The 25,836-nt window shown below is 64.4% G+C and carries 23 protein-coding genes; 13 read left to right on the top strand and 10 right to left on the bottom strand.

What is annotated here, in order from left to right; genetic code table 11:
• Positions 1 to 160: 160 nt before the first annotated feature.
• The 3 genes from QQ658_RS15045 to QQ658_RS15035 form a co-directional block, all read right to left on the bottom strand.
• Entirely contained in the window at positions 161 to 988 is an 828-nt protein-coding gene (locus QQ658_RS15045; protein ID WP_286025644.1) for an amino acid ABC transporter ATP-binding protein, read from the bottom strand.
• 5 nt (positions 989 to 993) lie between these two features.
• Positions 994 to 1,665, bottom strand: coding sequence for an amino acid ABC transporter permease (locus QQ658_RS15040; protein ID WP_286025643.1), 672 nt, complete (start codon positions 1,663 to 1,665; stop codon positions 994 to 996).
• A gap of 82 nt (positions 1,666 to 1,747) precedes the next feature.
• Complete coding sequence (locus QQ658_RS15035; RefSeq protein ID WP_286025642.1) at positions 1,748 to 2,677, bottom strand: transporter substrate-binding domain-containing protein; 930 nt, start codon at positions 2,675 to 2,677, stop codon at positions 1,748 to 1,750.
• A gap of 371 nt (positions 2,678 to 3,048) precedes the next feature.
• On the opposite strand from QQ658_RS15035, the gene QQ658_RS15030 reads away from it, so the two are divergent.
• The 3 genes from QQ658_RS15030 (at position 3,049) to QQ658_RS15020 (ending at position 6,469) form a co-directional block, all read left to right on the top strand.
• Positions 3,049 to 3,369, top strand: coding sequence for a PH domain-containing protein (locus QQ658_RS15030; protein WP_353057966.1), 321 nt, complete (start codon positions 3,049 to 3,051; stop codon positions 3,367 to 3,369).
• Positions 3,370 to 3,502: 133 nt separating this feature from the next.
• On the top strand, positions 3,503 to 4,303 hold the full coding sequence (locus QQ658_RS15025; RefSeq protein ID WP_286025641.1) for an META domain-containing protein: 801 nt from the start codon (positions 3,503 to 3,505) through the stop codon (positions 4,301 to 4,303).
• A gap of 150 nt (positions 4,304 to 4,453) precedes the next feature.
• The gene (locus QQ658_RS15020; RefSeq protein WP_286025640.1) at positions 4,454 to 6,469 is read left to right on the top strand and encodes an AMP-binding protein; all 2,016 of its coding nucleotides are present in this window, start codon (positions 4,454 to 4,456) and stop codon (positions 6,467 to 6,469) included.
• A gap of 67 nt (positions 6,470 to 6,536) precedes the next feature.
• Here QQ658_RS15020 and QQ658_RS15015 read toward each other — a convergent pair whose 3' ends face one another.
• Both QQ658_RS15015 and QQ658_RS15010 read right to left on the bottom strand, forming a co-directional pair.
• Positions 6,537 to 7,577: a DMT family transporter gene (locus QQ658_RS15015; RefSeq protein WP_286025639.1), complete on the bottom strand. Its 1,041-nt coding sequence runs from the start codon at positions 7,575 to 7,577 to the stop codon at positions 6,537 to 6,539.
• A gap of 140 nt (positions 7,578 to 7,717) precedes the next feature.
• A complete protein-coding gene (locus QQ658_RS15010; RefSeq protein ID WP_286025638.1) occupies positions 7,718 to 8,674 on the bottom strand; it encodes a pirin family protein in 957 nt (318 codons plus the stop codon).
• A gap of 239 nt (positions 8,675 to 8,913) precedes the next feature.
• Here QQ658_RS15010 and QQ658_RS15005 point away from each other — a divergent pair, with 239 nt between their 5' ends.
• Positions 8,914 to 9,939: an LLM class flavin-dependent oxidoreductase gene (locus QQ658_RS15005; RefSeq protein ID WP_286025637.1), complete on the top strand. Its 1,026-nt coding sequence runs from the start codon at positions 8,914 to 8,916 to the stop codon at positions 9,937 to 9,939.
• Positions 9,940 to 10,218: 279 nt separating this feature from the next.
• Here the strand turns inward: QQ658_RS15005 and QQ658_RS15000 are convergent, their stop codons facing one another.
• From QQ658_RS15000 to eda, 3 genes are all read right to left on the bottom strand, one after another.
• Positions 10,219 to 10,902 carry a class I SAM-dependent DNA methyltransferase gene (locus QQ658_RS15000; protein WP_286025636.1) on the bottom strand — a complete coding sequence of 228 codons (684 nt, stop codon included), beginning with the start codon at positions 10,900 to 10,902 and terminating at the stop codon, positions 10,219 to 10,221.
• A 124-nt stretch (positions 10,903 to 11,026) separates the two neighbouring features.
• Positions 11,027 to 12,133, bottom strand: a complete 1,107-nt coding sequence (locus tag QQ658_RS14995; RefSeq protein WP_286025635.1) for a sugar kinase — start codon at positions 12,131 to 12,133, stop codon at positions 11,027 to 11,029.
• The gene (gene eda, locus QQ658_RS14990; protein ID WP_286025634.1) at positions 12,130 to 12,774 is read right to left on the bottom strand and encodes a bifunctional 4-hydroxy-2-oxoglutarate aldolase/2-dehydro-3-deoxy-phosphogluconate aldolase; all 645 of its coding nucleotides are present in this window, start codon (positions 12,772 to 12,774) and stop codon (positions 12,130 to 12,132) included. Before eda ends, QQ658_RS14995 begins: the two co-directional genes overlap by 4 nt.
• Positions 12,775 to 13,211: 437 nt before the next feature.
• On the opposite strand from eda, the gene QQ658_RS14985 reads away from it, so the two are divergent.
• The 8 genes from QQ658_RS14985 to pknB all read left to right on the top strand — a co-directional run bounded on the left by QQ658_RS14985 (position 13,212) and on the right by pknB (position 23,126).
• The gene (locus tag QQ658_RS14985) at positions 13,212 to 14,018 is read left to right on the top strand and encodes an IclR family transcriptional regulator (RefSeq protein ID WP_286025633.1); all 807 of its coding nucleotides are present in this window, start codon (positions 13,212 to 13,214) and stop codon (positions 14,016 to 14,018) included.
• A 661-nt stretch (positions 14,019 to 14,679) separates the two neighbouring features.
• Complete coding sequence (trxA, locus tag QQ658_RS14980) at positions 14,680 to 15,078, top strand: thioredoxin (RefSeq protein WP_286025632.1); 399 nt, start codon at positions 14,680 to 14,682, stop codon at positions 15,076 to 15,078.
• A gap of 212 nt (positions 15,079 to 15,290) precedes the next feature.
• Positions 15,291 to 16,007: an FHA domain-containing protein gene (locus tag QQ658_RS14975; protein WP_286025631.1), complete on the top strand. Its 717-nt coding sequence runs from the start codon at positions 15,291 to 15,293 to the stop codon at positions 16,005 to 16,007.
• A 3-nt stretch (positions 16,008 to 16,010) separates the two neighbouring features.
• Positions 16,011 to 16,532, top strand: coding sequence for an FHA domain-containing protein FhaB/FipA (locus QQ658_RS14970; RefSeq protein WP_286025630.1), 522 nt, complete (start codon positions 16,011 to 16,013; stop codon positions 16,530 to 16,532).
• The gene (locus tag QQ658_RS15570) at positions 16,525 to 18,132 is read left to right on the top strand and encodes a PP2C family protein-serine/threonine phosphatase (RefSeq protein WP_502928923.1); all 1,608 of its coding nucleotides are present in this window, start codon (positions 16,525 to 16,527) and stop codon (positions 18,130 to 18,132) included. Before QQ658_RS14970 ends, QQ658_RS15570 begins: the two co-directional genes overlap by 8 nt.
• Positions 18,132 to 19,547 (top strand): FtsW/RodA/SpoVE family cell cycle protein, encoded by a 1,416-nt coding sequence (locus QQ658_RS14960; protein ID WP_502928974.1) that lies wholly within the window; start codon positions 18,132 to 18,134, stop codon positions 19,545 to 19,547. Before QQ658_RS15570 ends, QQ658_RS14960 begins: the two co-directional genes overlap by 1 nt.
• A complete protein-coding gene (locus tag QQ658_RS14955; protein WP_286025628.1) occupies positions 19,547 to 20,953 on the top strand; it encodes a penicillin-binding transpeptidase domain-containing protein in 1,407 nt (468 codons plus the stop codon). The genes QQ658_RS14960 and QQ658_RS14955 overlap by 1 nt, the downstream gene beginning before the upstream one ends.
• 178 nt (positions 20,954 to 21,131) lie before the next feature.
• A complete protein-coding gene (gene pknB, locus QQ658_RS14950; RefSeq protein WP_286025627.1) occupies positions 21,132 to 23,126 on the top strand; it encodes a Stk1 family PASTA domain-containing Ser/Thr kinase in 1,995 nt (664 codons plus the stop codon).
• Positions 23,127 to 23,423: 297 nt separating this feature from the next.
• Here the strand turns inward: pknB and QQ658_RS14945 are convergent, their stop codons facing one another.
• Together QQ658_RS14945 and QQ658_RS14940 are read right to left on the bottom strand one after the other, a co-directional pair.
• Positions 23,424 to 24,056 (bottom strand): aminodeoxychorismate/anthranilate synthase component II, encoded by a 633-nt coding sequence (locus QQ658_RS14945; protein ID WP_286025626.1) that lies wholly within the window; start codon positions 24,054 to 24,056, stop codon positions 23,424 to 23,426.
• A 312-nt stretch (positions 24,057 to 24,368) separates the two neighbouring features.
• The gene (locus tag QQ658_RS14940) at positions 24,369 to 25,259 is read right to left on the bottom strand and encodes a DUF881 domain-containing protein (protein WP_286025625.1); all 891 of its coding nucleotides are present in this window, start codon (positions 25,257 to 25,259) and stop codon (positions 24,369 to 24,371) included.
• Positions 25,260 to 25,463: 204 nt separating this feature from the next.
• Between QQ658_RS14940 and QQ658_RS14935 the strand changes: the two genes are divergently transcribed.
• Positions 25,464 to 25,757 carry a cell division protein CrgA gene (locus QQ658_RS14935; protein WP_286025624.1) on the top strand — a complete coding sequence of 98 codons (294 nt, stop codon included), beginning with the start codon at positions 25,464 to 25,466 and terminating at the stop codon, positions 25,755 to 25,757.
• The last annotated feature ends 79 nt before the right edge of the window (positions 25,758 to 25,836 follow it).

The following is a 25,836-nucleotide window of genomic DNA, read 5'->3' as shown; positions in this document are numbered from 1 at the left end:
CGGACGATCTCCCCTCGCGCCGCCGACCCCGCCAATGACAAGGCCCTCGACCCCGACGTGCGGACCATGCGGGCTGAGCCTTCAGAAACGAGACTGGCGAAACCGGATTCCTCGAACTGCCTTCGTGCATCGACTGCTCGTCCAAGTTGAACGCCGCTCATCAGCCCACCGCCTTCGACTCGAGGTACAGCTCGTCCAAAAGGTCGTTGTTGTCGTGCGCATTGATCGGGGTCACGGTGGCCTTCGGCTCCCGGGCGACCTGGCGCAGGAACTGCTGAGTGCGGGGCTGCTGCGGATTGGTGATCAGCTGCTTAGCCGGACCCTGCTCGACGATCTGGCCCTGATCCATGAAGACGACCCGGTCGGCGACCTCGGCCGCGAACGCCATCTCATGGGTGACGATCACCATCGTCGTCCTCTGGTCGGCCAGATCGCGGATCACCGAGAGCACCTCGTTGACCAGTTCCGGGTCGAGGGCCGACGTCGGCTCGTCTAAGAGCACGGCCTCGGGGTCGACCGCCAACGCTCGGGCGATGGAAACCCGCTGAGCCTGCCCGCCCGACAGCGTCACCGGATACTGCCGAATAGTCTCGTCGGTGATGCCGACCCTGCGGAGCAGCGCCAGCCCGGTCTCGCGAGCCTCCGCCTTATGGGCGCGCCGTCGGATCAGCATCGAATCGGTGACGTTCTGCAGCACCGTGCGATTGCGGAAGAGGTTGTAGTTCTGGAAAACCATCGCGGTTTTCGACCGCAGCTGATGCGCGCCGCCCCTGCTGATCTTGGACGCGTCGATCTGCGCATCGCCGACCGAGATCTCGCCCTGTTCAGGGGTCTCGAGTAGGTTCAGGCAGCGCAGCAGCGTCGACTTGCCGGACCCCGATGGGCCGATGAGGGCCACCACTTCACCCTCGTCGACATGCAAGTCGATGCCCCGCAGCACATGATTGCTGCCGAAACTCTTATGTAAGTTGGTCACGCTGATTGTCATCTTTTTCACCTTTGATAAGGACGGCCGATTGATTTTTCGAGGAGTTCGAGCAGATATCCCACAATGGCGATAACTGCCCAATAGAGCAGGCCGGCCATCAGATATGTCTCGAAGTAGTGGAAGTTGTTTGCGGCAACCATCTGGGCGCTGGCGAACATTTCGGTGATGCCCAACGTGAAGACGATCGACGTTTCCTTGATGAGTCCGATGAAGATGTTTCCGGTCGATGGCAGGGCATTGAAGGCTGCCTGCGGAAGCACGTAATGCTGATAGATCTGGCGGGGTTTCAATCTCGTGGATAATCCGGCCTCATATTGACCGCGATCTACCGAGGTCAACGCCGCCCGGAAGATCTCCGCCAGATAGGACGCCTCTTTGAGGCTCAGCCCCATGATCGCGGCGGTCATCGCGTCCAGAGAAGACATCGCCGGAATGATCTGTGGCAGCCCGAAGTAGATGAGGAAAAGCTGGACCAGGGTCGGCACGCCGCGGAAGAACGAGATGTATGCGGCGGCCAACTGATTGAGTACCGGGATCTTGTTGAATCGGCAGATGGCCAGCACGAGGCCGATCAGCACGGCGAAGAACATCGAGACAACCGCGAGTAGCAGCGTTATCGGCAAATACTTCACCAATGCCGGGAATGAATCCCAGATATAACTTGCATCGAATCCCATGATCCAGCTTCCCGATTGGTAACGCGGCTATTGGTGTTATTGGTTGTCAGATTCGTGTCTCTGCTGCGTCCAGGCCGTCGGGTCAGGCAGCGGATGGCGTGGCCGAGGCGGCAGCGTCCGCGAAGTCCTCCGGGAGGCTGAGCTGGGTCGGGTCGGGTGTGTTGAATTCCTCTCCTGCGACGGTGCGGTCATAGGTGAAGTACTTGTTGCTGAGTTCGGCCAGCGTTCCGTCAGCCTGCAGTTCGGCGATCGCGGCGGAGATGTCGGTGGCGAGTTGGCGTCCGCGCTCGGTATCGGCGAACGGGAAACGCGTCTGCTCGAAGGTCAGCAGATCGCCGATGACCTTGAGTTCGAGGCCACGGTTCTCAATGTTGGCGATCGTGCCGCCACGTGGGGCCGCCTGGCCGTCGGCCCGGCCGAGCAGCACGTCCTGCAGTGCGCTCTGTGAGGTGTCGTAGGTGCGGATCTCGGCATTGGCCCCGGTCGCCTCGTTCCAGGCGGTGACGGCAGCCTCGTTCGTGGTGCCGGCTCCGGTCGCGATCACCTTGCCGTAGAGATCCTCCGGGGTGTTGATCGCGTCGTTGTCCTTCTGCACGGAGAGCCCGACGCCATCGAATGCGTAGGCGCTGCTGAAGACGTAGACCGCAGCGCGCTCGGGCGTCCAGGTCAGGTTGGTCGCCGTGGTGTCGATCTTGCCCGAACTCACCGCCCCGAGCAGACCCGGGAAGTCCATGGTGGTGAATTCGACCGTGTATCCGGCCCGTTCCGCAGCTGCTGCGATCACCTCGGTGTCGAAGCCGACCAGTTCGTCGTTCTCGACATAGCTTTGCGGGTAGCTGACCCCGGTGCCGCCGACGGTCAGCACTCCCTTGTCCCCGGTCGTGTCTCCGGTCGTGGACGACGAGTCGCCGCTCTGGGGAGAGTCGGTCGACCCGGCGGCCTGTGAGCCGCAGGCGGTCAGTGAGGCGAGAGCGAACACTGAGACGAGGGCGACGACTGATTTCTTATGCATGAGAATCCTGAAGTTTGAGAGATTCGAACTTTGGGCAAATGGGTGCAGTGATCACAACTGCGTCCGAATTCGGGCGCACTTGTCTAATGGACGAGGAATTGAGCGCGAATTACCGTCAGCCCGAAATCCACAGACAATCAAGGGCCGAGAACCAATGGCTACGAATGACGTAAACGGATACTGTGATCCGCCAGATTCTGGTGTTCGCGAAGCCGTTACAAAAACCGGACGGCGATGAATAGAGTGCTCAAGCCCGGGGCGAGCAAGCGGATCAGAATCCGCCGAAGGGCATGGTCAGCGACAACACATAGTGTGCATGTACGCCAGATCGAGGTAGTGGCGACGCACCAAGTAGTTGGCCATGCACAGACATTAACACGAGCAATTCAGGTTACGTTAATTCTCGTCTCATTTCCCGAGATTCCGCATCCTCTCGCCTTGTCACGCTCTTCACCAACATGCGCCTGATCGTGAGAGATGCACAGGGCATGTCCGGCAAGAAGGTCGAGATCTATTCACTCCCCTACTCCCGTATTGACATGTGGTCGTCGGAGAACGCCGGCACGCTGGATTGGAACTCGGAATTGGGGTTGTGGACACGTGCGGGCCACATCAAGGTCAAGCTCGGCAAGGGGGTCGATGTGCGGCGTCTCGACAGGCTCATCACGCACATGATGTTGACCAGCCGCTAAGAGCGTGCGGTGCCCGATCCAGGGACCCACAGGCAGCGACAGTCCTTTGGGGTCGGGAAGACATCCCCCCGCTCACCGGTCCGGATCGTCGAGCACAATGGATCTCTAGACACATCGACGTGGAGGAGAACCGATGCCGAAACGATTCTGGCCAGCCGCAGTCTTGGCGTCCGTATTGCTGTTCACCGGATGCGCAGTGACCCCCACCCCGTTCGATCGGACGTCGCTGCCCGGCGACGGTGGCGCATCGGGCCTGGTGGGCCCCACCTGGGTGCTGGACGAACTGAACGACGAACCCGCGGTCGAGGACGCCAGCACGACACTGACATTCAATGAAGACGGCACGCTCGGCGGTTCGGGCGGCTGCAACGGATACGGCGGCAATTACACGCTCGACGGCGATCAGCTCGGCATCAGCGGCTTGATCTCGACGATGATGGCCTGCCCGGGACCGATCATGCCCCAAGAAAATGCGTTTATGGACGCACTGCCGCGCACCACCAAGTTCGCGATCGTGGACGACCAATTGACCTTGTATGAGCAGGACAGGGCACTGGCCATCTTCACCGCGCAGCCCCAGGAACTGGCCGGCACAAGTTGGCAGGTGACCAGCTACTACGACGGCCAGGACGCCATCGTCAGCGTTCTCGCCGGCACGGATCCCACGGTCAGTTTCGGCGACGACGGCACCATGACGGGCACAACCGGCTGTAATTCGATCAGCGGGACCTACCAGGTCGCGCCCGAGGGCACGCTCAAGCTCGGCGAACTGGCCAAGACCGAGATGGGCTGCCTCGACCCCGAGGGGATCATGCAGCAGGACGAAGCACTCCCCACCGCACTCACCAGTGCCGTGAATTACCACATCGAAGGAACCAGATTGACCCTGACGTCGGGCGACGGGACCACCGCGGTCCAACTCGTCCAGGCCTGAAGCGCGCCGCAGCCCAGCGTCGTGGACAACCCCCAAAAGCTTCCGGGTCACGTTGGTGGCAACGACGGCGCAACTGCTGGGCGCGGGCAATACCCTTGACCTCAGTCGGTTGAGCCGTTCTCGACCACACACGCACGGGAGTCACCAGATATGCCAACGCTCGATGAACTGTGGGCCGGGGCCTATGACCCTGCCGTGCGGCGGGAGATCAACTATCCGGGCGGAACCCTCGTCGACGCGTTCGACCGGTTCACCCAGCAGTTCCACGATCGTCCGGCGCTCGACTTCTTCGGTGCACGGATGAACTTCACCGAACTCAAGCGCGCGGTGACCAATGTCGCCGGGCACCTTCACGAGCTCGGCGTGCGGCCGGGCGATTACGTTGCGCTGTTGATGCCCACCTGCCCTCAGCATGTCATCGCCTTCTACGCCGTTCTGGCCTGTGGGGCCACGGTTGTCGAGCACAATCCGCTCTACACCGCCGACGAGCTCGGCCCCCTTTTCGGCGACCATCACGCCCGGGTGGCGATCGTGTGGGACGCGGCCGCCCCGGTGCTTCAAGCTCTTCCCGAAGACGTGGCCCCCGAGACCATCATCTCGATCAACATGATCAGCGCGATGCCGCTGCTCAAGCGCCTCATGCTGCGGCTGCCCATCGCCAAGGCGAAGCAGAGCCGCGCGCAACTTTCTCGTCCGGCCAAAGGCACCATCTCCTTCGAAAAACTCACGGGCCCGGGACGCCCGGCACCCGTCGACCTGCGCCCGGCCGCGGACGACATCGCGCTGCTGTTGTATACGTCGGGCACCACGGGTACTCCCAAGGGCGTGCCCCTCACCCATACCAACCTGCTGGCGTCCACCGCACAGGCGATGGAATGGGTGACCCCGCTCAAGCCGGGCCGCGACGTCTTCCTGGCCTGCCTGCCGCTGTTCCACGTCTTCGGCTGCTCACTGTCGATGAACGCCGGGCTGACCGACGGCGCGATGCTGCATCTGATTCCCAAACCCGAGACCGGCCTGATTCTGGACGCGATCAAGCGCTGCACCCCCACCATGGCCATCGCGGTGCCGCCGCTGTTCGAACGCATCGTGGACGGCGCCGCCGAGCGCGGGGTTTCGCTGCGGGGCATCCGCACCGGCATCTCGGGGGCCATGTCACTGCGCGGTGAGCTGATCGACAAATGGGAGCAGGCCACCGGAGGCCTGCTGATCGAAGGCTACGGGCTGAGCGAATGCTCGCCGATCGTCGCGGGCAACCCGGTCAACCATGACCGCAAGGCCGACTCGATCGGCGTGCCCTTCCCCGACACGCAGGTGAAGCTCACCGACCCGGAAGACCCGTCGCGCGAGGTGCCGTTCGGCCAACCCGGCGAGATCCTGGTCAAGGGCCCGCAGGTCTTCGCCGGCTACCGCAATCTCCTAACCGATGAATCGGACGCATTCGTCGACGGCTGGTTCCGAACCGGCGACATCGCCAAACCGGACGAACACGGCTTCCTGCACATCGTCGACCGCATCAAGGAGGTCGTGATCACCGGTGGCTTCAACGTGTATCCCTCCGAGGTCGAGCAGGCAATGCGCGACCACGACGGCATCGATGACATCGCGGTGGTCGGGCTCGCCAATGAGTTGGGTGTCGAGGAGGTGGTTGCCGCGGTCGTCACGACCGACGGCCTACTGCCCAATGTGGACGAGCTGCGGCATTCGGTGAAGGAGCGGCTGGCGGCCTACAAGGTGCCGCGCCGCTTCTTCGTGGTCACTGAGCTGCCCCGCAACGAGATGGGCAAGGTGTTGCGCCGCGAGGTGCGCAGCCGGCTGGAACACAATTACTTCGCCGACCAGCTGGCGAAGTTTCGTCCGCATTGGAAGATCCAGCTCGACGAGATCGGCCCCGAGCTGCGCGAATGGCTCAACCAGGCTGGCGACGAACTGCAGGACCGGTTCGAGGGCTCTGGCCAGGAGATGCGCGAGCGGCTGGAGACCCTCGACCAGAACGTCCGCTCCTGGCTCGGCGAGGAGAGCGCGATCTTGCGGGAGCGCCTGGAGACCCTCGACCTACCCACCCGCCTCGGTATCTGGCGCGACCAACTGCTCGGCAAGGACGAGCACGTGACCGATACTGCCGAGCCGGACGACGACGTCGCCCGGGCCCGTGGGGCGAGCTGATATCGGTTTTCCCTCTCTGGGCACCTCTTTAGCGGCTCCTTCTGGGTATCACCATCCTCTGGAAGCCTCAATCGTCGAGGCTGCGCGCCTCCGTTACAACGTCGCTTGAAGCCATCACCACGCCACTCTTGCTCCGGCTTCCGGCGACCAGCACCCCGGCTGCGACCGCGACGATACCGAGCCCCTGCAGAATCGACAGCTTCTCGCCCAGCAAGAGGACGCCCAGCCCGGTGGCCGTGGCCGGTTCGGCCAGCGCCAGGGTCGCGACGGTGGTCGCCGGAAGCCCGCTGATTCCGACACCGACAAGCAGATATGCGCCGAGGGTGCACACCACCGCCAGCCAGACGACCACTCCGATGCCGGTGGGCTCGGTGATCCAGCCGGTCGGGGTGGATAAGAAGATCGGCACCGCCAGCAGCGCGGCAACCGAGAAAACCGCCGAAGTGGCGGACGCAGAATGCCAGCCGCGTTCCAACAAGGACTTGATGGCCACCGTATAGAGCGCATACGAGGCACCGGCCGCCAGCGAGAACGCGACCCCGGCCGGGGTCGTCCGGATGTCGGCGTTGGTCAGATCGGCCAGTAGCACCACGCCCAGAACCGACAGCGTGGTGGCCACCAACCAGCGCAGACCAGGACGTTTACGCATCAACGCCCACTCGAACAGGCCCGCGAACAACGGTGTCGAGCCGAGCGCGATGACGGTGCCCACCGCCACCCCGTTGGCCCGGACTCCGGCGAAGAAGGTCGCCTGATAACAGGTGGTTGCCACCGCCGCAACCGCGATCCAGATCGAGACCAGCCTGCTTGGCTTGGACGATTCTCCTGCTGATCCGGCCCGCGCAACTTCTCCGGCTTCAAGCGATCCGGCCGCCGCAAGGGGCAAGGCCGCCGCAAAGCGGGAGGCACTTCTAACTGATCGGCGATGGCGGAGAAGTCCGAGCACGCCGAGCAGCGATCCACCGATGATCAACCGGGCGGCGCCCAAAGACAGCGGCTCGGTGGCTGTGGGTGCAAAAGCCTGGCTGGTGCCCGAGGTGCCGAACAACACGGCCCCCAGCACAGCGGCGGCCACGGCGCCGCCTTCGGTGCCTTTCTGCAAGCCCACGACCTTTTCGACCTCTGCTATTCGCCCTACCCGACTGGTGATAGAGACGATAGCTGGCGCACTTGCGGTCCTCCGCTCAGATCGAGGATCTGGTTGGAGGGGCGCGAGTCACCGCTGGTATCGGTCTTTTACTGGACCGGTCAGTGGCGCGGACGCAACCGCACCGGCGGCAGTGGCGGCGCCGGATACTCCGGATCGTCGTCGGTGCGGGCGACCAGCGGGAAGTTCTTCGGGTTGTCGCCACCTTGTTCGGCGCCGATGCCCGCCTGCCAGTTGGCGCGCCAGGCGGCGATCTCGTCGTGGCTGCGTCCGACGAAGTTCCAGGCGAGCAAAATGTCCTCATCCAGCGGCTCGCCACCGAGCACGATCGCCCGGACGATCTCGCCCGCGTTCGCATGGGCCTGGAGGCGCAACCGATCTGACCCGGAGGCCCGGTAGCCGAGCGATCCCGCAGGGACCTTGATCTCGTCAACCTGCACGACACCGGAATCCGCGAGCACACCGAACTCCCAACCGGCCGGCACATCGACCACCAGCGGATCGTCGGTGGTGAAGCGGATCTCTGCAGCGCACAGCGGCGAATAGGTCGTCACCGGGGAATCGCCGTCGCCGAATTCGCCAATGAAGACGGCCACCTCGTGATCACCCATGCGCACCGGCTCGGTGGCGAACTGTTCGAAGCCCGGGTCGACGAACCTGGATGCGTCGGGCAGCGCCGCCCACAACTCGACACCATGCAAAGGCGCCGTGTCTTTGGCCGAGTATTCGCTGTGCGTCACGCCCCATCCGGCGGTCAGGACGCCCACCTCACCCGGACGAATGATCTCGTCGGTGCCGAGCGAATCCCGATGCCTGATCTCCCCGTCGAATAGCCAGGTCATGGCCTGCAGTCCGGTATGCGGATGTCCCGCGATCCGCAGCGGTGCTGCGTCCGGCCCGAAGTGATCGATGAGACACCAGCCACCGATCAGCGTCCGGTCACGTTGCGGTAGGAGCCGAGCGGTCTCGGTGATGACCCCACCGGCGTTCGGCTCGGACCCGGGCTGCTTGCCGTCCAGCCGCACTCGGCGTGGTTGAAGGACCTCGACGGTATTCACATTTCCCATGATGCCCGATCGCGCCGTGGGGTCCACGCCCTGAAGTGCATAATTCTCCGAGCCGCACATATCAAGCCGCACATATGGAGCACCAGCTGTTGCCAGCCGCACAGCTGCGCCCGAAATCGGAAGATGCGCCCGAGATACCTGGCGCGCGAGCAGATTCCGGGCGCGGCTGCATGAGCCCTGACCTGCGCTGAAGCCGTCGTGGCCTGTCAATGCCAGATAGGCTCGCGTCCATGGTGAAGATGTCAATTCTCGATCTGATCCCCGTGCGGGAAGGCCAGACCACCGGTCAGGCCCTGAGCGCATCGATCGGACTTGCGAAGGCCGCCGACCAATGCGGCTTCACCCGCTACTGGGTGGCCGAGCATCACAACGCGGCGGCCGTCGCGTCCACCAACCCGGCCGTGCTGATCGCCTTGTTCGCATCTCGCACCGAAAACCTTCGCATCGGCTCCGGCGGCGTGATGTTGCCCAATCACGCTCCGCTTGCGGTCGCCGAACAGTTCGCGCTTCTAGAAGCGGCTTTCCCCGGACGCATCGACCTGGGCATCGGACGCGCACCCGGCACCGATCCGGTGACCAGTTGGGCGTTGCGATCCGGACGCGGGGACGAGACCCTGCGCGAGTTCCCCTCCTGGGTCGAGCAGGTCATCGCACTCCTGGACGACGGTGGGCTCGGCGTACAGGTCGGCGGGCGGACGTTCGAGCTGCACGCGACCCCGCAAGCCGCGTCGGCTCCGCCGGTCTGGCTGCTCGGTTCGTCCGATTACTCGGCCAGGCTCGCCGCCCAGATGGGTCTGCCCTATGTCTTCGCGCATCACTTCTCGGGCCAGGGCACTGCGGCGGCGCTCGGCTTGTACCGCGACTCGTTCGCCGGGCCGGGCGAGCCGAGGACCTTCTTGACGGTCAACGTTTCGGTCGGGCACAGCATGGACGAGGCCCGCGAGCTGGCACTGCCCTATCAGGTGAGCATGGCCCGGCTGCGCTCCGGTCAACCCATGACGCCGCTGCTGAGCGTGGAGCAGGCATCGGCCGCCGAACCTCCGCTCAGCGGCCCAGTCTGGGATCAGCTCATCGAGCCTTGGCTGATCGGAGACCCCGATCAGGTCGCGGGCCAGATCGAGGAGCTGGCAAGCCAATTCGATGTGGACGAGGTGATGATCCACCCGATCGCCGGTGCCCGTGACACCGATCCGCTTGATCAGGTGCCGGCCAGAGAATTCGCGGTCCGGGAATTGGGTGAGCGCCTCGCCGGCTGAGCCCGTCACAATGATCGACCGTGCAAAATCTTCCACGATTCGCTTGGGTCACACCTCGCCCACGCTCGGACCATCAGCCGGGGAGCCCGATTGCGGAAGGTTTTGCACGCCGTTGACCTCGTAACCAGCAGGCGGGCCTCTTGTTAACCCCGTTCGGGTGTGAAAATGACGGGTCTCATCAAGTGAACGCTCATGTGAATGGGTTCGCCCACATGTGACTGGCCATCCCTCACGACCGCGACCCGTAAGCCGCTTCGACAAGCCGACCGGCGTCGCCCCTCACATCAGCGGCCCGATCGAAGGCGCGAAACCCGCGCAGGCGCCTGAAGTGACCGAGTCGGTCGTCGAGGTACCGCCAACGGGTGCGAGCACCGCAACGAGGAAGCCCACGGCGGGAGGGCGCAGCGTCCAGGTCGAATAGCGCTGTTGAATCTCCATTCCGGCTTCGAACGCGTCGGCCTCGAACTCTTCGAAGTCGTAGTCGCGGCCCGAACTGAAGCCGACCACGAAGCGGCCGGTCGGGGCCAGATGGTCTTGAATACGCACGAGCGCGGGCATGCGTTCCGATTCAGCCAGGAAGGTCATCACATTGCCGGCCGAGACGACGATGTCGAATTGGCGCTGTATGCCGGAGTCGTCGACCACGTTCAGTTCGGCGAGATTCTGTACCTCCCATATCGCCTTCGGCCAATCCCTCTTCGCCACATCGATCAAAGTGTCATCGAGATCGACTCCGGTCACATCGTGTCCGCGTTCGGCGAGCCATCCGCCGATGCGTCCGGTTCCGCAGCCGGCGTCCAAGATGCGGGCACGCCGGTCAACCATCGCATCGATGGTCCGCGCCTCGCCGTAGATGTCGCGTCCCTCGGCGACGAAGGTGCTCCAACGTTCGGCGTAGTTGCGGGCGTGGTCGGGATTGTTGCGCAGGGCAGCAACCCAAAGGTTTTCTGTGGGTCCGGGCATGGCCCCAGTATCGCGGGTCACCGCACTCGTCCGCCACCGGCCACCGCCAGGGAGTAATCAAGGCGCAAACAAAGGGAGTGTCCCGGGCATGACGCCTGGGACACTCCCGTTAGTTATCGCTCGCTCAGCGATCGACGCGGGCCGAACCTCCGCCGGCCAGCTTCAACACCTCGGCCTTGGTTGCCATTGAGGTATCGCCGGGCGTGGTCATCGCGAGCGCACCGTGGGCCGCACCAAAGTTGACGGCGGTCTCCAGGTCGGCGCCCGAGATCAGGCCGTAGACCAGGCCGGACGCGAACGAGTCGCCGCCACCGACACGGTCGAAGACCATCAGATCGTCGCGCTGGGCCGCCTTGACCAGGCCATCGGCACGCGACCAGGCGATGGCGCTCCAGTCGTTGATGGTGGCGGACTTCACGCCGCGCAGCGTGGTGCCGATCACCTTGAGGTTCGGGTAGGCATCGCCGACGCGCTCCACCATGTTCTTGAAGGAGTCGAGCGGCAACACGGTGAGGTTTTCGTCCACGCCCTCGATCTCGAAGCCGAGGGCCGCGGTGAAGTCTTCCTCGTTGCCGATCATCACGTCGACATAGGGAGCGACCGCGCGGTTGACCTCTTGCGCCTTGGCCTGGCCGCCGATCGACTTCCACAGGCTCGGACGGTAGTTCAGGTCATAGCTGATCAGCGTGCCCGATTCCTTCGCTGCCTTGCAGACATCGATGACGGCCTGCGCGCTGACCTCCGAGAGGGCCGCGTATATGCCGCCGGTGTGCAGCCAGCGCACACCCTTTTTGTTGAAGATCTCATCGAGATCCCAATCGGACGCGCTGGTCTGGCTGATCGCGGTGTGTCCGCGGTCGCTCGCCCCGACCGAGCCACGGGCACCGTAGCCGCGCTCGACGAAGTTCAGGCCGTTGCGGGCGGTGCGTCCCACACCGTCGTTGGGTACCCAACGAATCAGCGAGGTGTCGACGCCACCTTGCATCATGAAGTCCTCGACCAGGTGGCCGACCTCGTTGTCCACCAACGAGGTCAACGCGCCCGAGCGCAGACCGAAGACCTTGCGCAGGCCGCGGACGACGTTGTATTCGCCGCCGCCCTCCCAGACCTTGAACTCGCGGGCGGTGCGCACGCGTCCGTCGCCGGGATCGAGGCGCAGCATGATCTCGCCGAGGGAAAGGGCGTCCCACTGGCAGTCTTCTGCTGCCTTGATGCCGAGGTCGACGCTCACTTGGTGCCTCCGCTCAACTGGGCGACCAGCTCCATGGCCTCGCGGGTCAGCGAGGTGACCTTGTCGAATTCACCGGCGTCCACGGCCTTGGCCGGAACCATCCAGGAGCCGCCAACCGCCGGGATGCAGGACAGCCCGAGGAATTCGCCGAGGTTGTTGACGTTGACGCCGCCGGTCGGAATGAACTGGGTGTCGCCGAACGGAGCCGACAGGCCCTTGATGGCCGCCGCGCCGCCGTAGACATTGGCCGGGAAGAACTTGACTGTGGAGAGGCCCAGCTCGTGGGCGAGCATGATCTCGCTCGGAGTGACGGCGCCCGGCAGCACCGGAACACCGAGCTCCTGGGAGCGCTTGACGATGTCGGCGCTCAGCCCCGGGCTGACGATGAACGACGCGCCTGCGTCCACGGCCTGCTCGACCTGGGCGACCGAACGAACAGTGCCGGCGCCGACCAGGATGTCGTCGCGCTTGGCAAGCGTCTTGATCGAATCCGCGGCCGCCGCGGTGCGGAAGGTGACTTCTGCAACCGGCAGCCCGCCGGCGACCAGGGCATCTCCCAGCCCGGACGCGTTGGCTGCGTCATTCAGCACCACGACAGGAACGATGCGATAACGGGTGATGTCGTCAAGAGTGACGCTCATCTGCACTCCTCATAGAGATATTGCGAACAGGAGACCGTCCGTTTCAGTCAGCGAAATAGACGAGTCGTTTACCGAAATAGATAATATCAGCCGGGCATCGGTTCGGACGGGCCAGTTGCCGCATTGCCTCCCCAGATCTGGATTACTGGGCCCTGGGTATCGCGACGTCGGCCTCGGCACGGCGAGCTGGGCATTGCCTCCCCAAGCCCATGCGCCGATCCGGGTCTGTCGATGCCCCAATCCGGTCGGGCGCCTGCGACAATTCGGGCTGCTTATTTATCGTGAGTGGTTTTGCCCGCCCAGCACGCAAAATCACTCACAATAACGACGACCGTCTTGCTCGGCGACGAATCGGTGCAAACGGTCGAAGCCGTCAAAACAGTTGACGATCAATCCGGACTCAGGCGGGCCCCGACGCAGGTGGCAGACTGAATGTCATGAGCAATCCGGTGACCAGCGGCTCCGGGGCGAGCAGCCCCGAGAGCAACGGCCCGGCACCCATCGAAGCGATTGATCGCGCGCTCAGCTTGCTCACCGGCTTGGCAGGCGCAGGGCCCGAAGGCGCGACGCTGGCCGATCTGGGCCGCGACCTCGGCCTGAACAAATCCACCGCCTATCGCGCGCTGGCCACCATGCGCAGCCGCGGTTTCGTCACCCAGGACGCCGGCGGCAGCTATCGGCTCGGGCCCGAAGCCATCGGTTTGGGCGCCGGCTATTTCGGTCCGGCCTCGCTCACCCAGCAGCTGCGTCCGGCCTTGTTGGTGCTGGCTCGCAATCTGGACGAGCTCGTCCACCTGGGCGTACTCAACGGTGACCAGGTGATCTACGTCGACAAGGTCGAGCCCGACAAGTCCATCCGCGTCTGGTCGCAGGTCGGACGCCACGTGCCGGCGGCGAACACCTCGCTCGGACGCGCAATTCTCGCGTACCGTCCGATCCCGGACGATCATCTCGAAGTCTTCGCTCACTCGGACGCAGAGTCCGCGGGCCTGCGCAAGGCCGTCGTCCAGGCTCGCGAGCGAGGATATGCAACCGAGATCGAAGAGAACGAGCCAGGGATCGCCTGCCTGGGTGTCCCGGTGCTGTTCGAGGGGGCAGCCGTCGCGGCGCTGAGCGTGACGATGCTCGCGACCACCTTCGGTGCCGAGCGGATGGACGAAGTCGCCGCCACTATCGCCGAACTGGTTCCTCCCCGGCTGCCGGAGAACTTTGAGCTGCCCGCACAGCTCCGGGCATCCGCCTGATCCGATCTCCGGATGATCTCCGGAACCGGGAAAAATATAGGATCGCCTTACGGCTGGCATGATCAACATTGCCGTGGCATCCTAGAAACCACGGTCGATTCCGGCGGTCCCCCGGCTTGCCGATGTGCGACCGGCTGACCGGGACTCGCGTCTCAGGGGGTGGGTGCGCGAGTCCCGGTCCTTTAACGTTCAGGGCCGTTCTCTCATGCGCCACAGCCCTTTGCTCGCGCTATGGCGTTCGCTCGTGCTATACCGCGAGCCACGATCCACAACGCAAGCCAGAACACCCGCGGCATCCACAACGCAAGCCGGACGGGAGCCAAGGCCTGCCACCGCATCCGCCCGGGCACCTCGCGGATTTCGCGGAACGCCGAACAACGTCCTCGTCCGGATCGGACGGGGAATAACGAACCGGTGCCTGTGGTTGGAGTGAGCAACGGGCGTAGTCAGCTAGTTCTGAACTCGTCGATAGTCACCGGCTTCAGGTCGGCGAATACCGGCGTCCAGGGCTGAGACCGGCAGGCCATTCGCGAACCGGGAATCGGCCTCACGAGACAGCACAAGTTGACCACGCCACCCGAATAAGACGTAAGGATGCACCCGAAAACAAGTACGGAAGTGACTTGTGAGTGGCGCACCCAAGGCAGTACAGGAGATGCAGATGGCCACCGTTGCGATTACCGCACAGAACCTGGACGAGACCCTGCGCGAGAACGACATCGTCTTCCTCGACTTCTGGGCCGACTGGTGTCGTCCATGCCGTAACTTCGCGCCGATCTACGAGCAGGCCAGCGAAGATTACGACGACATCACCTTCGGCAAGATCGACACCGAAGATCAGCAGGAGCTCGCGGGAGCCGCAGGCATCACGTCGATCCCGACCCTGATGGTCTTCCGCGGCGGTATCCCGGTCTTCTCGCAGGCCGGCGCATTGCCCGCCTCTGCCCTCGAGAGCCTCGTCGAGCAGGTGCGCACCCTCGACATGGACGATGTGCGCAGCAAGCTCGCCGAAGCCGAGGCCGCCGAGAAGGCAGCTGCCGACACCGCCGCCGAAAACTGATCGCACCACCCTCGAACTCCCGCACGCGTGCGCCCCGGTACGCTCGTCCACAGGCGAAAAACGGTGTTGCATACCGGCTGAAAATGCCCGAATATGAGCCTCCGGATGCTCCGGACGCGCGAGTCCACAGCGCAATGACCTAGTATCGCTGGTGGACTTTGTTCGCCCGGAGCTCGGTTTGCTCCGCTGGGAAGCTGCTGAAGGGAGGCACGATGGGCTGGTTGCACAACGTGGAACGCGGCATCGAGAATGCGGTCAACACCGTCTTCGCGCGAGCCTTCCGCGGCGAGGTGGAGCCCATTGAAATCGCGACCAGGCTCACCAAAGAGCTTGATTCGCAAGCGAAGCTGCTCAACCGCGACAAGCGGCTGGTGCCGAACAATTTCACCGTCCATCTGTCCACGCACGATTACGACGAGCTCGCACCGATGGCCCGGGCCATCAACGACGACATCGTCCCGGAGTTGCGCAGGCATGCGGGCGAGCGGCATTACGTTTTCAATGGGCCGATCCGTATCGATTACGAATGCGACCAGTCGCTTTCCGTCGGGCGTTTCCGGGTGAGTTCCGAAGCCGTCGCGACCGTAGCGGAGACCGGCGGAGCCGCCTCCACGACCGCGATCAAGCGTGCGCCCCTGGTGCTGGAAGTCAACGGCGTCCGGCATCCGCTGCTGCCTCCCGGTTTCACGATCGGACGAGGCTCCGAGGCCGATCTGCGCATCAACGATCCGGGGATCAGCCGCGAGCACGCCCGTATTATCGTCCAGCCCGCCCCGAGCGGCGAGGTTGTCGTCAGCATCGAAGATCTCGGGTCGACCAATGGCGTCGTCGTCAACGGCCAGCGTGTTACCAACGTGGCCCTCGGTGACGGCTCACGCATCGAAATCGGCTCAACCCGGATGCTCGTGCACTCACCTGTGGGGTCGTGACCTTTGAGTACTGTTCTCGTAGCCACCTTGAAGGTGGCCTTCCTGGTATTGATGTGGCTGTTCATCTTGTTCGTCACCAATGTGATCCGTGCCGATCTTTTCGGACGCCGGGTCACCGCCGAGGAACTGGTGGCCGCGAACGAGCAGGCATCGTCGATATCCAAGCCTTCGAGTCGCCTGTCAGCGCTGCGCAACCGCAGTCAGAACAAGCAGTCCGCACCGCCCGCACCCCCTACCAGAGTCGTCATCACCACCGGCAAGGGAGCCGGGGCAACGGCGCAGCTTCCGCAACTCGATCAGGAGATCGTCCTCGGCCGGGCGGCATCGAGCGATCTCGATCTGGACGACGACTACGCGTCCAGCAGGCATGCCAAGATCTGGCGGGACGCCCAGGGCTTCGTCGTCGAAGACCTGAACTCGACCAACGGCACCTACGTCAACGGACAACGCATCACCCAGCCAACCCGCATAGCACCCGGCGACATCGTCCGGATCGGACGCTCGCAGATGCAACTGGATGGCTGATATGGCGTTCTCGCTAAAGATCAGCGCGCACTCCGAGATCGGGTTGGTGCGCAACAACAACCAGGATTCGGCGTATATCTCGCCGCACCTGATCGTGGTCGCCGACGGCATGGGGGGCGCTGCGGCCGGCGACCTGGCCAGTTCCGTGGCGATCCGCGAGTTGCGCCGCACCGACAAGCAAAACCTTTCCGATCAGCGCCACGATGAGCGCGCCCCACAAACCGCGCGAGGCGACGAAGAGCCGTCCGATGGCGATGCCCCGCTCACCGGTGACGCTCCCCTTGCCGCCGATGCCCCGATTGCCGCCACTGCCCCGCTCGCCGGCGACGACATGCTGGAGGCGCTCAGCGGTGCTCTCTCAAAGGCCAACGACGCGATATCAGACCTGGTCAACTGGGATCACTCGTTGGAGGGCATGGGCACCACCGTGTGCGGCGCGATGTTCTCGGGCACCCAGTACGGCATCGGCCATATCGGTGATTCTCGCGGCTATCTGCTGCGCGACGGCCAGCTGACCAGGCTCACTCACGATCACTCCTGGGTGCAGTCGCTGCTCGACGCCGGCCGCATCACCCCCGAAGAGGCCGCAACCCACCCGCACCGCTCGCTGCTGCTGAAAGTGCTTAACGGCCAGCCCGCGCACACTCCCGATTTCACGCTGGTGGACGCCAAGCTCGGCGACCGCGTGCTGTTCTGCTCCGACGGCCTGTGCGGAATGGTGGACGACGAAGTCATTCACACGCTGCTCGCCGCCGACAAGCCGTTGGACGACATCGTCAAATCGCTGACCTCGGCCGCCTATCAAGGTGGCGGCCTCGACAACATCACGATGATCGTCGCCGATGTCGTCGACTATGACGAGGCACTGCAACAAGTTCCGCCGCAGGTGATCGGCGCGGCGGCGGCCATGAAGATCCCCGACACGGACTTCTCGGATCCCGCCGGTCTGGAGGAACTGGTCGAGCAGACCGCCCGTGTGCCGCGCCAACGCGTCCCACTGGCCGGCACCCCGCTCGATGACGACCTTCCCGAAGGAGTCATCGACCCGGATCGCTACGAGGCGATCCGCTATACGCCGCACATGCCCGGACGCAAGCGCCGCTGGATCGGCTGGGCGTTGACCATCATTCTGGTCTTGGCGCTGGTGTCCGGAGGGGCATTCGCCGGGCGCGCCTATCTCGATTCGCAATACTTCATCGGCCCCGAAGATGAACAGGCGGCGATCTATCAGGGCTTGCCGGAGGACGTTTTCGGGCACTCCCTGGCCGATCTGGTCAAACCGAGCGAGATCCAGGTCTCCGACCTGCCGCCCTACTACGAGGCCAAGGTGCGCAACAAGGAACTGCGCTTCGACGCAGTCGACCAGGCGCAGGGCACCCTCGACAAGCTCGGCGAGATGGCCGAGCGCTGCAAGGCAGAACGCGAAGCCAGCGGTGAGCCGAGCACACCCCAGGCGCCCGATCCCACCTCCTCGGAGAACCCCGAAGGCTCACCAAGCTCCGGCCCCGAAGACACGGCATCGGCCGAAGATTCCCCGAGCGCCGATGACACCGCCACCTCCATACCGTCCGACCGTCCAGATCTCGAGGCTTGTGGATGATGTCTACGCCCAACACAAGCGGTTCCCAGCCGATCGTCGTCTACCGCAAACGGCGCAATGCGGAGCTTGCGCTCTGCGTCATCGCCGCCGCGCTGGGCATCGGCGGCTACCTGATCACCCACCTCAACCGCGACGATGCACTGCCTGCCAACTGGCCGGTGGTGGCGCTGGGCTGGCTGGTGGTCTGTATCGGAGCGCATCTGATCGTCCGGTTCAAATTGCCCTATGCCGATCCGGTGATCCTGCCCTGTGTGCTGGGCCTCAACGGGCTCGGGCTGGCGATGATCCACCGGCTCGACCTGAGTTTCGATCCCTCCCCGAATGCCGCCACCGGCCAGCTGATCTGGACGGTGCTGGGCGTGATCCTGTTCGGAGTGGTGCTGTTCGCGCTGCGCGACTACCGCTCGCTGCAGGGCTTCAGCTACATCTTGTTCATCGTCGGCATGTTCTTGCTGCTGCTGCCGCTGGTGCCTTTCCTGGCCTCCCCCAACAACGCGGCGAACGGCTCCCAGATCTGGATCCAGGTCGGCGGCTACTCATTCCAGCCGGCCGAGATCGCCAAGATCGTGCTGACGCTCGCGTTCGCGTCCTACCTGACCGAGAACCGTGATCTGCTGCAGCTGGCCGGCAGACGGGTGTTCGGCTTTCAGATGCCCCGGATGCGCGACCTCATTCCGGTCGGCATCATGTGGGCGGCCGCGGTGGTCGTGCTGATCTTCCAGAACGATCTGGGCACCTCGCTGTTGTTCTTCGGGTTGTTCGTGATGATGCTCTATGTCGCCACCAGCCAGGTGCGCTGGGTGGTGATCGGGGTCAGTGCCTTCGCGCTCGCCGCCTACGTCATCGGGCAGTTGGCCCCGCACGTGGCGACCCGGGTCTCCAGCTGGCTGCACCCGTTCAGCGACTACGACGCCAACTATCAGATCATCACTGCCCAGTACGGCATGGCCTGGGGCGGTTTGTTCGGACGAGGCTGGGGCGAGGGACGCCCGGGGCTGACCCCGGTGGCCAGTTCGGACTTCATCTCGGCGGCCATCTACGAAGAACTCGGGCTGGTCGGGCTGCTGGCGATTATCCTGATCTACCTGCTGCTGGTCGCCAGGGGGCTGCGTGTGGCGCTGACCTCGACGGTGATCTTCGGCAAGCTGCTGGCGTCCGGTTTCAGTTTCGTCTTCGCCCTGCAGGTTTTCGCGATCGTCGGCGGGGTCACCCGGCTGCTTCCGCTCACCGGACTGACCACCCCGTTCATGAGCCAGGGCGGTAGCTCGCTGGTGGCCAACTGGGTGATCATCGCCATCTTGCTGGTGATCAGTCATCAGGCCAGGCATCCGCAGATGCCGTCCGGTCCGGCGAACGTCACCAGCCTCGCGGACGAACAGACATCCCTGATCAATATGAACGAGGGTGCGGCCTGATGAACAAATCGATTCGTGGCGTGGCCATTTTCGTCGGCGTGATGTTTCTCGCGCTGCTGGTGAATGCCACCGCCGGATACTGGGTGCGTACCGACGACCTGGTGAACGACCCGCGCAACACCAGGGTGCGCGACGAGCAGTTCGGCGGGCCCCGCGGCCCGATCCTGGCCGCGAACACGCCGATCGTGCAAAGTGTGGAGACCGGCACCACCCCGTATGCCTACCAGCGCCAGTATGTCGATGGTGCGCTGTATGCGCCGATCACCGGCTACTACTCCTACATCTACGGCCGGACCGGGCTGGAGCAGAGCTTTAACGCCGAGCTCACCGGCCAGGCCGACTCACAGTTCTTCGACCGGGCCCTCGACACGCTCGCCGGACGCACCGCGACCGGCGGCCAGGTGCAGACCACGATTCAGCCTGCCGTGCAGCAGGCAGCCTGGGACGCCCTCGGCGGCCAAGAAGGCGGCGCGGTGGCCATCGACTACGAGACCGGGGCCATCCTGGCTTGGGTCTCCACCCCGAGCTATGACGTGTCGCAGCTTGCCAGCCTCGATTTCCCCGCTACCCAAACGGCCTGGGAGGGATTCACCGCCGACGGCTCGACGGTGATGAACGACCGCGCCACCCAAGAGATCAACGCTCCTGGATCGGCCTTCAAGCTGGTGGTCGCTGCCACCGCCCTGGCCAACGGCTACACCCCCGACTCGGTGATCGACACCCCGGCCTCCCTGCCGTTGCCCGAATCGACCCACGAGCTGCCGAACCTGGCGGCCTGCGGCAACACCACCAAGACGATGGACCAAGCCCTGACGCTGTCGTGCAATACCTCGTTCGCGAATATCGGGATGGCGCTGGGGCAGGATGCCATCCGCCAGCAGGCCGAGGCATTCGGCTTCGACTCATCACTGGGCTCCGACTTCGAATCGGCCACCAGCGTCTACCCGAGCGACATGAGTCAGGCCGAATTGGCCATGTCCTCCATCGGGCAGTTCGACGTTGCCGCCACCCCGCTGCAGATGGCCGTGGTCGCCGGCGGTATCGCCAACGGCGGCACCGTGATGGAGCCCTACGTCGTCCAGGAGATCCGGAATTCGAACGAGTCGGTGATCAGCAGCCACGATGCGGAGGTTCGCTCGCAGGCGATGACCGAGGCCAATGCGGCGACACTGACCGAGATGATGACCCACGTCGTGCAGTCCGGCACCGCGACCCAGGCCCAGATCTCGGGAATGACGGTCGGCGGCAAGACCGGTACGGCCGAGACCTCGGCCGGCAGCGACGACCATTCGTGGTTCACCGGGTTCATCGAGGAGAAGCACGTGGCGGTGGCCGTCTACCTGGCTCACGAGGACGCCACCACCGCGACCCCGCTCGCGCGCCAGATCATGGAGGCGCTGCCGTGATCTGCTACCAGCCGGCCCACTTCACAGTTTTCTCAGGGTGCGCTCATCTGCACCGTCCACAATGGTGCGGTGCGACATGCTCAGCTCGGATCCACCGGCGGACCCCCGATGGTCTTCCGCCGGTGTCCGAGCACTCAGCCGCGGCCGACTTCGGGCCGGACTGGAAAGGAATGATCCTATGACCGACGAGCCAGTGATCCTTGGCGGCCGCTATCAGCTGGAAACGATCATCGGGCGGGGCGGCATGGCCGAAGTCTGGCGGGCCAATGACACGCGGCTCGGGCGTCCGGTGGCCATCAAGCGGCTCCGCGTCGATCTCGCCACCGACAGCACCTTCCAGAAACGATTCCAACGTGAGGCACAGTCGGCCGCGGGTCTGAATCACCCGAATATCGTCAGCGTCTACGACACCGACGAGCAGCTGGATCCGGCCAGCGGGGTCTCGGTGCCCTATATCGTGATGGAGCTGGTCGAGGGCCACACACTGCGCGAACTGCTGCGCGAAGGCGAACCGATCAGCGCCCAACGCTCCTTTGAATATGAGATCGGCGTGCTCGACGCCCTGAGCTACTCGCACAAGCACGACATCGTGCACCGCGATATCAAGCCCGCCAACGTGATGCTGACCAACAGCGGCCAGATCAAGGTGATGGATTTCGGTATCGCCCGGGCGGTCTCCGACACCTCGGCGACCATGACCCAGACGGCCGCCGTGATCGGCACCGCCCAGTATCTGTCGCCCGAGCAGGCCCGCGGCGAACAGGTGGACGCACGCTCCGACCTGTACTCGGCCGGCTGCCTGCTCTATGAGCTGTTGACCGGACGCCCGCCCTTCCTCGGGGACTCGCCGGTGAGCGTGGCCTACCAGCATGTGCGCGAGATGCCGATTCCGCCATCCCAGCTGAATCCGGACATCACCCCCGAGATGGACGCCGTCACCATGAAGGCGCTCGCCAAGAGAACCGACGACCGCTACCAGAGCGCCAAGCAGATGCGGGACGATTGCTGGCGGCTGCTCAACGGACAGGCTGTGACGGCTCAGCTTTCCGCTGCCGCGGTCAGCGAGACCCGCGCGACAAGGGCTCTTCCGGTCGAACTCGATCCCGAGTACGACCCCGCCGGATACGATAACGAGGCTCAGCTCGAGACTGCTGCGTCCGAAGTGGTGGATGCGGACGACATCGACGAGCAGCCGAAGAAGCGGCGCATCTCCCCGGCGACCGGTGTGCTGATCGGGCTGCTCGTGGTGCTGCTGGGTGTGCTGGGGTTCTTCGCGTTGCGTATGTCGGGTCTGATCGGCAACAACGATGTTCAGGTTCCGACGGTGACCGGATCGCTGCAGGACGCGGCCGTCGATCAACTGGAGACCGTCCAGCTGCAGGCCAACGTCCAGCACCAAACCGGGCCCGCCGAGGGCAAGGGCACCGTCGTGTCCCAGGATCCGGCGGCCGGTGAAACCGTACTCGTCGGCAGCACCGTCACGATCGTCATCAACGACGGGCCACCGGTCTCACCGATTCCCTCCGGGGTGGTCGGCGCGATGCAGGACGAGGCCGTCGCCCTGCTGAAGGACGCCGGGTTCACCAATGTCGAGCCCATGGATGCTCCGGCCAGCCTCGATACTGTCGGGGCGAAGGAGGGTGAGGTCGTCGCGGTCGACCCCGAGGAGGGCACCGAGGCCTCGACCGACGAAAAGGTCACGCTGTACGTTGCGAGCGGACGCTCCGAGCTGCCGGGAGACATCATCGGCATGCAGGACGCGGACGCCCGGGCGCTGTTGGAGGGCGCCGGATACACAAATGTGACCAGCGACTACCTGGAGCCCGGGGACTCCGACGAGCCCATCGACTACCAGCGAGGCCAGGTCGTCTACGCGGTACCCGCCACCGGCAGCACCGTCGAGAACGACTCCCCGATCGTGCTGTGGCTGGCTTCCGGCGAGTCGGTGATGCCGAATCTGGTCGGGATGACGAAGGCCGAAGCCACCGCGAAACTCGAAGCGCTCGGCCTCACCAGTGTCACCTTCTCGCCCGCCGACGGCAAGGACGACGCCAAGGTCACCGCCCAGGATCAGGACGTCGACAAGGTGCTGCGGCGAAGCGAGAACCCGGCGATCAAGCTCACGCTGGAGAAGCCCGCTTCGTCCTCGCCCAGCTCTTCGAAGACCCCGTAGAGATATTTCTTACTCAACAAGGGTGCAGCCCTGGGGGTTGTGGTTGCCGCCGCTCGCCGGGAAAAGACGAGGCTCGCTTTCCGGCAACCATAACCCCCTGTTTCAGCGTATTGAGACCTGCCCAGCCGGTTCGGTGTTGGAGTGACAGCAACATGCTGACTGCAGATACCGATAGTCGGGACGATTTTGGTTGCCGACGCTCGCCGGGAAAAGACGAGGCTCGCTTTCCGGCAACCAAAATCCCTGTTCCGGGGCGGCGGGACCTCAACTAGCGTTCGCGGTCGTTTGTCCCAGTAGCTAACTGGCGCTCATCAGTGGCGATAGCCCCGTGGCGCGGGCGGGAGCGTCTGCATCTCCGCAGGCCGCCAGCCAGTTGGCGAGCATCTGGTAGCCGCCGGTGGTGAGCACCGATTCTGGATGGAACTGCACGGCCTCGATCGGCAGTTCGCGGTGTCGCACCGCCATGATCACACCAGAGTCGGTGCGGGCGCTCACCTCCAGGCTGTCGGGCAAGGTGGCGGGATCGATAGCCAGGGAGTGGTAGCGGGTGGCGGTCAGCGGATTCGGCAGACCTGCGAAGACCCCGCGTCCATCATGGGTGATCTGCGAGGTCTTGCCGTGCAGCAGCTCGGGGGCTCGTCCGACCACTGCTCCTTCGGCCACACCGATCGACTGCAGCCCGAGGCAGATGCCGAAGATCGGCACCTTGCCGCCCAGCTCGCGCACCACGCGGATGCAGACCCCGGCCTGTTCGGGGGTGCCGGGCCCGGGCGAAAGCAGAATCCCGTCGTAATCGTCGGCCCAATCGGGGTTCTCGAAGCGCGCATCGTCGTTGCGCCAGACATCGACCTCGGCACCGATATGGGCCAGGTAGTTGACCACGTTGAAGACGAACGAGTCGTAATTGTCGATGACGAGAATGCGTGCCATGAGCTCTATTGTCCCTTATGGGCGATGACCGTCTACGCGATGCCCAACGGCAGATCCAAGTATTAACCCTGGCACCGTTGCGGATGATGGCGCTCACTACAAACCCACGGATTGTGCTGAATCCGTCGATGGGGTCGCGCAGAAGCGGCAGAGGATGGTTTTCGAGGAGAGAATGCCCGCAACGCCACAACAGCCCGCGACTCGTCGGATCAAGCCCGGTCTGCCCAGCGCTCGGTGACCGCGGCCCGGCGGATCAAACCTGGTCCGCTCAACACTCGGCAACCGCGACCCAGCGATTCAAGCCTGGACCGCTTACCGCTCGGCAACCGCGACCCGGGGCAGGGCACCCTCGTAGGCGGGCATCGTCACATCGTCCATGCGCTGCTGCTGGTAGCCGAGCTGATAAGCCTGGGCGTACTCCCGATAGATCTGCACATGCTCGTCGGCGTCGAGCCCGGCCTCCAACGCCTCTTGATCGCCGATCGCGGTGATGACATAGGGCGGCGCATACGGCACACCGTGCAGCACCACGGTGTTGCCGACGCATTTGACGGCCGTCGTCGAGATCACTCGTTGGCCCTGGATCGTCATCGCCTCGGCCCCTCCCGCGAACAAGGCATTCACCACATCTTGAATGTCCTGCTCGTGTACGACCAGCAGGTCGCCATCGACACCGACCGGCGTGAAATCGGCCGGAGCATCGGTCAGCGTCACCCGCACTGCGGGACCGGCCACCGGCGCCAGACCGGCCATCTCATTGACGGCCGGATGCTCCGGGTCAAGGGTTGGCTGCGGAGCACCCTGGGCCGCGCTGAGTTCTTCATTCTGCTCTCGCAGCTCGGACGCTCGGCTGGCCAGCTCGGTGTTGCGTTGTTCTGCCTGAACCACCAGTTCGGCCAGGTCACTCGTCCGATCGGGACGCAGGTCGTCTCCCTGCGACGTGATGGCGGTGGCCCCGACGAGCAGCCCGGCGAGCAATCCGACCGCCAGCTTCATCGCTCCGCCGCGAGCACGATGCTTCTTATCTCCGGTTCCGGATGAAGCGCTCGCCCCCTCAACCGACGCACCTGCATCGGTCGCCGACGGACCCGCTCCAGCCGCAGGATCGGCTCGGGCACCGGAAAGGTCGGCCTCCTCGCCGTCGGCAGCCATCCGCGCCGGGGTGCGGGCTCCCGGCTGCTGTTCATGGCTGCGGCCTGTCATGCGGCACAGCCTACCTTGGGACGCCGAAGTCGCTCCTCGGACTCAGTTGGGCATCGGACGCCTTACCGGTCATACTGGACAGGTGGTCTGTGGCCCGGATCCATCGGCGAGCGCGGTAGGCGTAGCGCGGTGGATGTGGGTTCAGCCCTGACCGATCGGGGCGGGGCCACAGTCGGAGATTGATGTCAGTCGAGGAGCGAGTAAGTGCCTGAGTCCAAGGTCCGCAAACAGGCCGCCCAGAAGAAGGTGGCCAAGAACAAGGCGCAGACCGACAAGCAGCGCTCCAAGTCCAAGGCCAAGGCTCGTCTCGCCGGTGGCACCCGCGATTGGGTGCCGTGGGTGTTCATTCCCGTCGGCCTGCTGGGCGTGCTGTGGCTGCTGGTCTTCTATGTCGCAGGCAACCGGGTGCCGGGCATGCAGGACCTCGACAACTGGAACTACCTGATCGGCATCGGTCTGATCGCCGCATCGTTCGGCATCGCCACGTTGTGGAAGTGACGCGCTTCCCCGCGTGTCACCGCTGATCCCTCAGCACAACCAGATCGAGCGAAACGAGAATCAAGCAGCAGTGGCTCGG

Source organism: Propionimicrobium sp. PCR01-08-3, assembly GCF_030286045.1.
Classification (GTDB): domain Bacteria; phylum Actinomycetota; class Actinomycetes; order Propionibacteriales; family Propionibacteriaceae; genus Brooklawnia.
The sequence above is the reverse complement of the archived record's forward strand: the minus strand, read 5'-3'. Positions and strand labels throughout refer to the sequence as shown.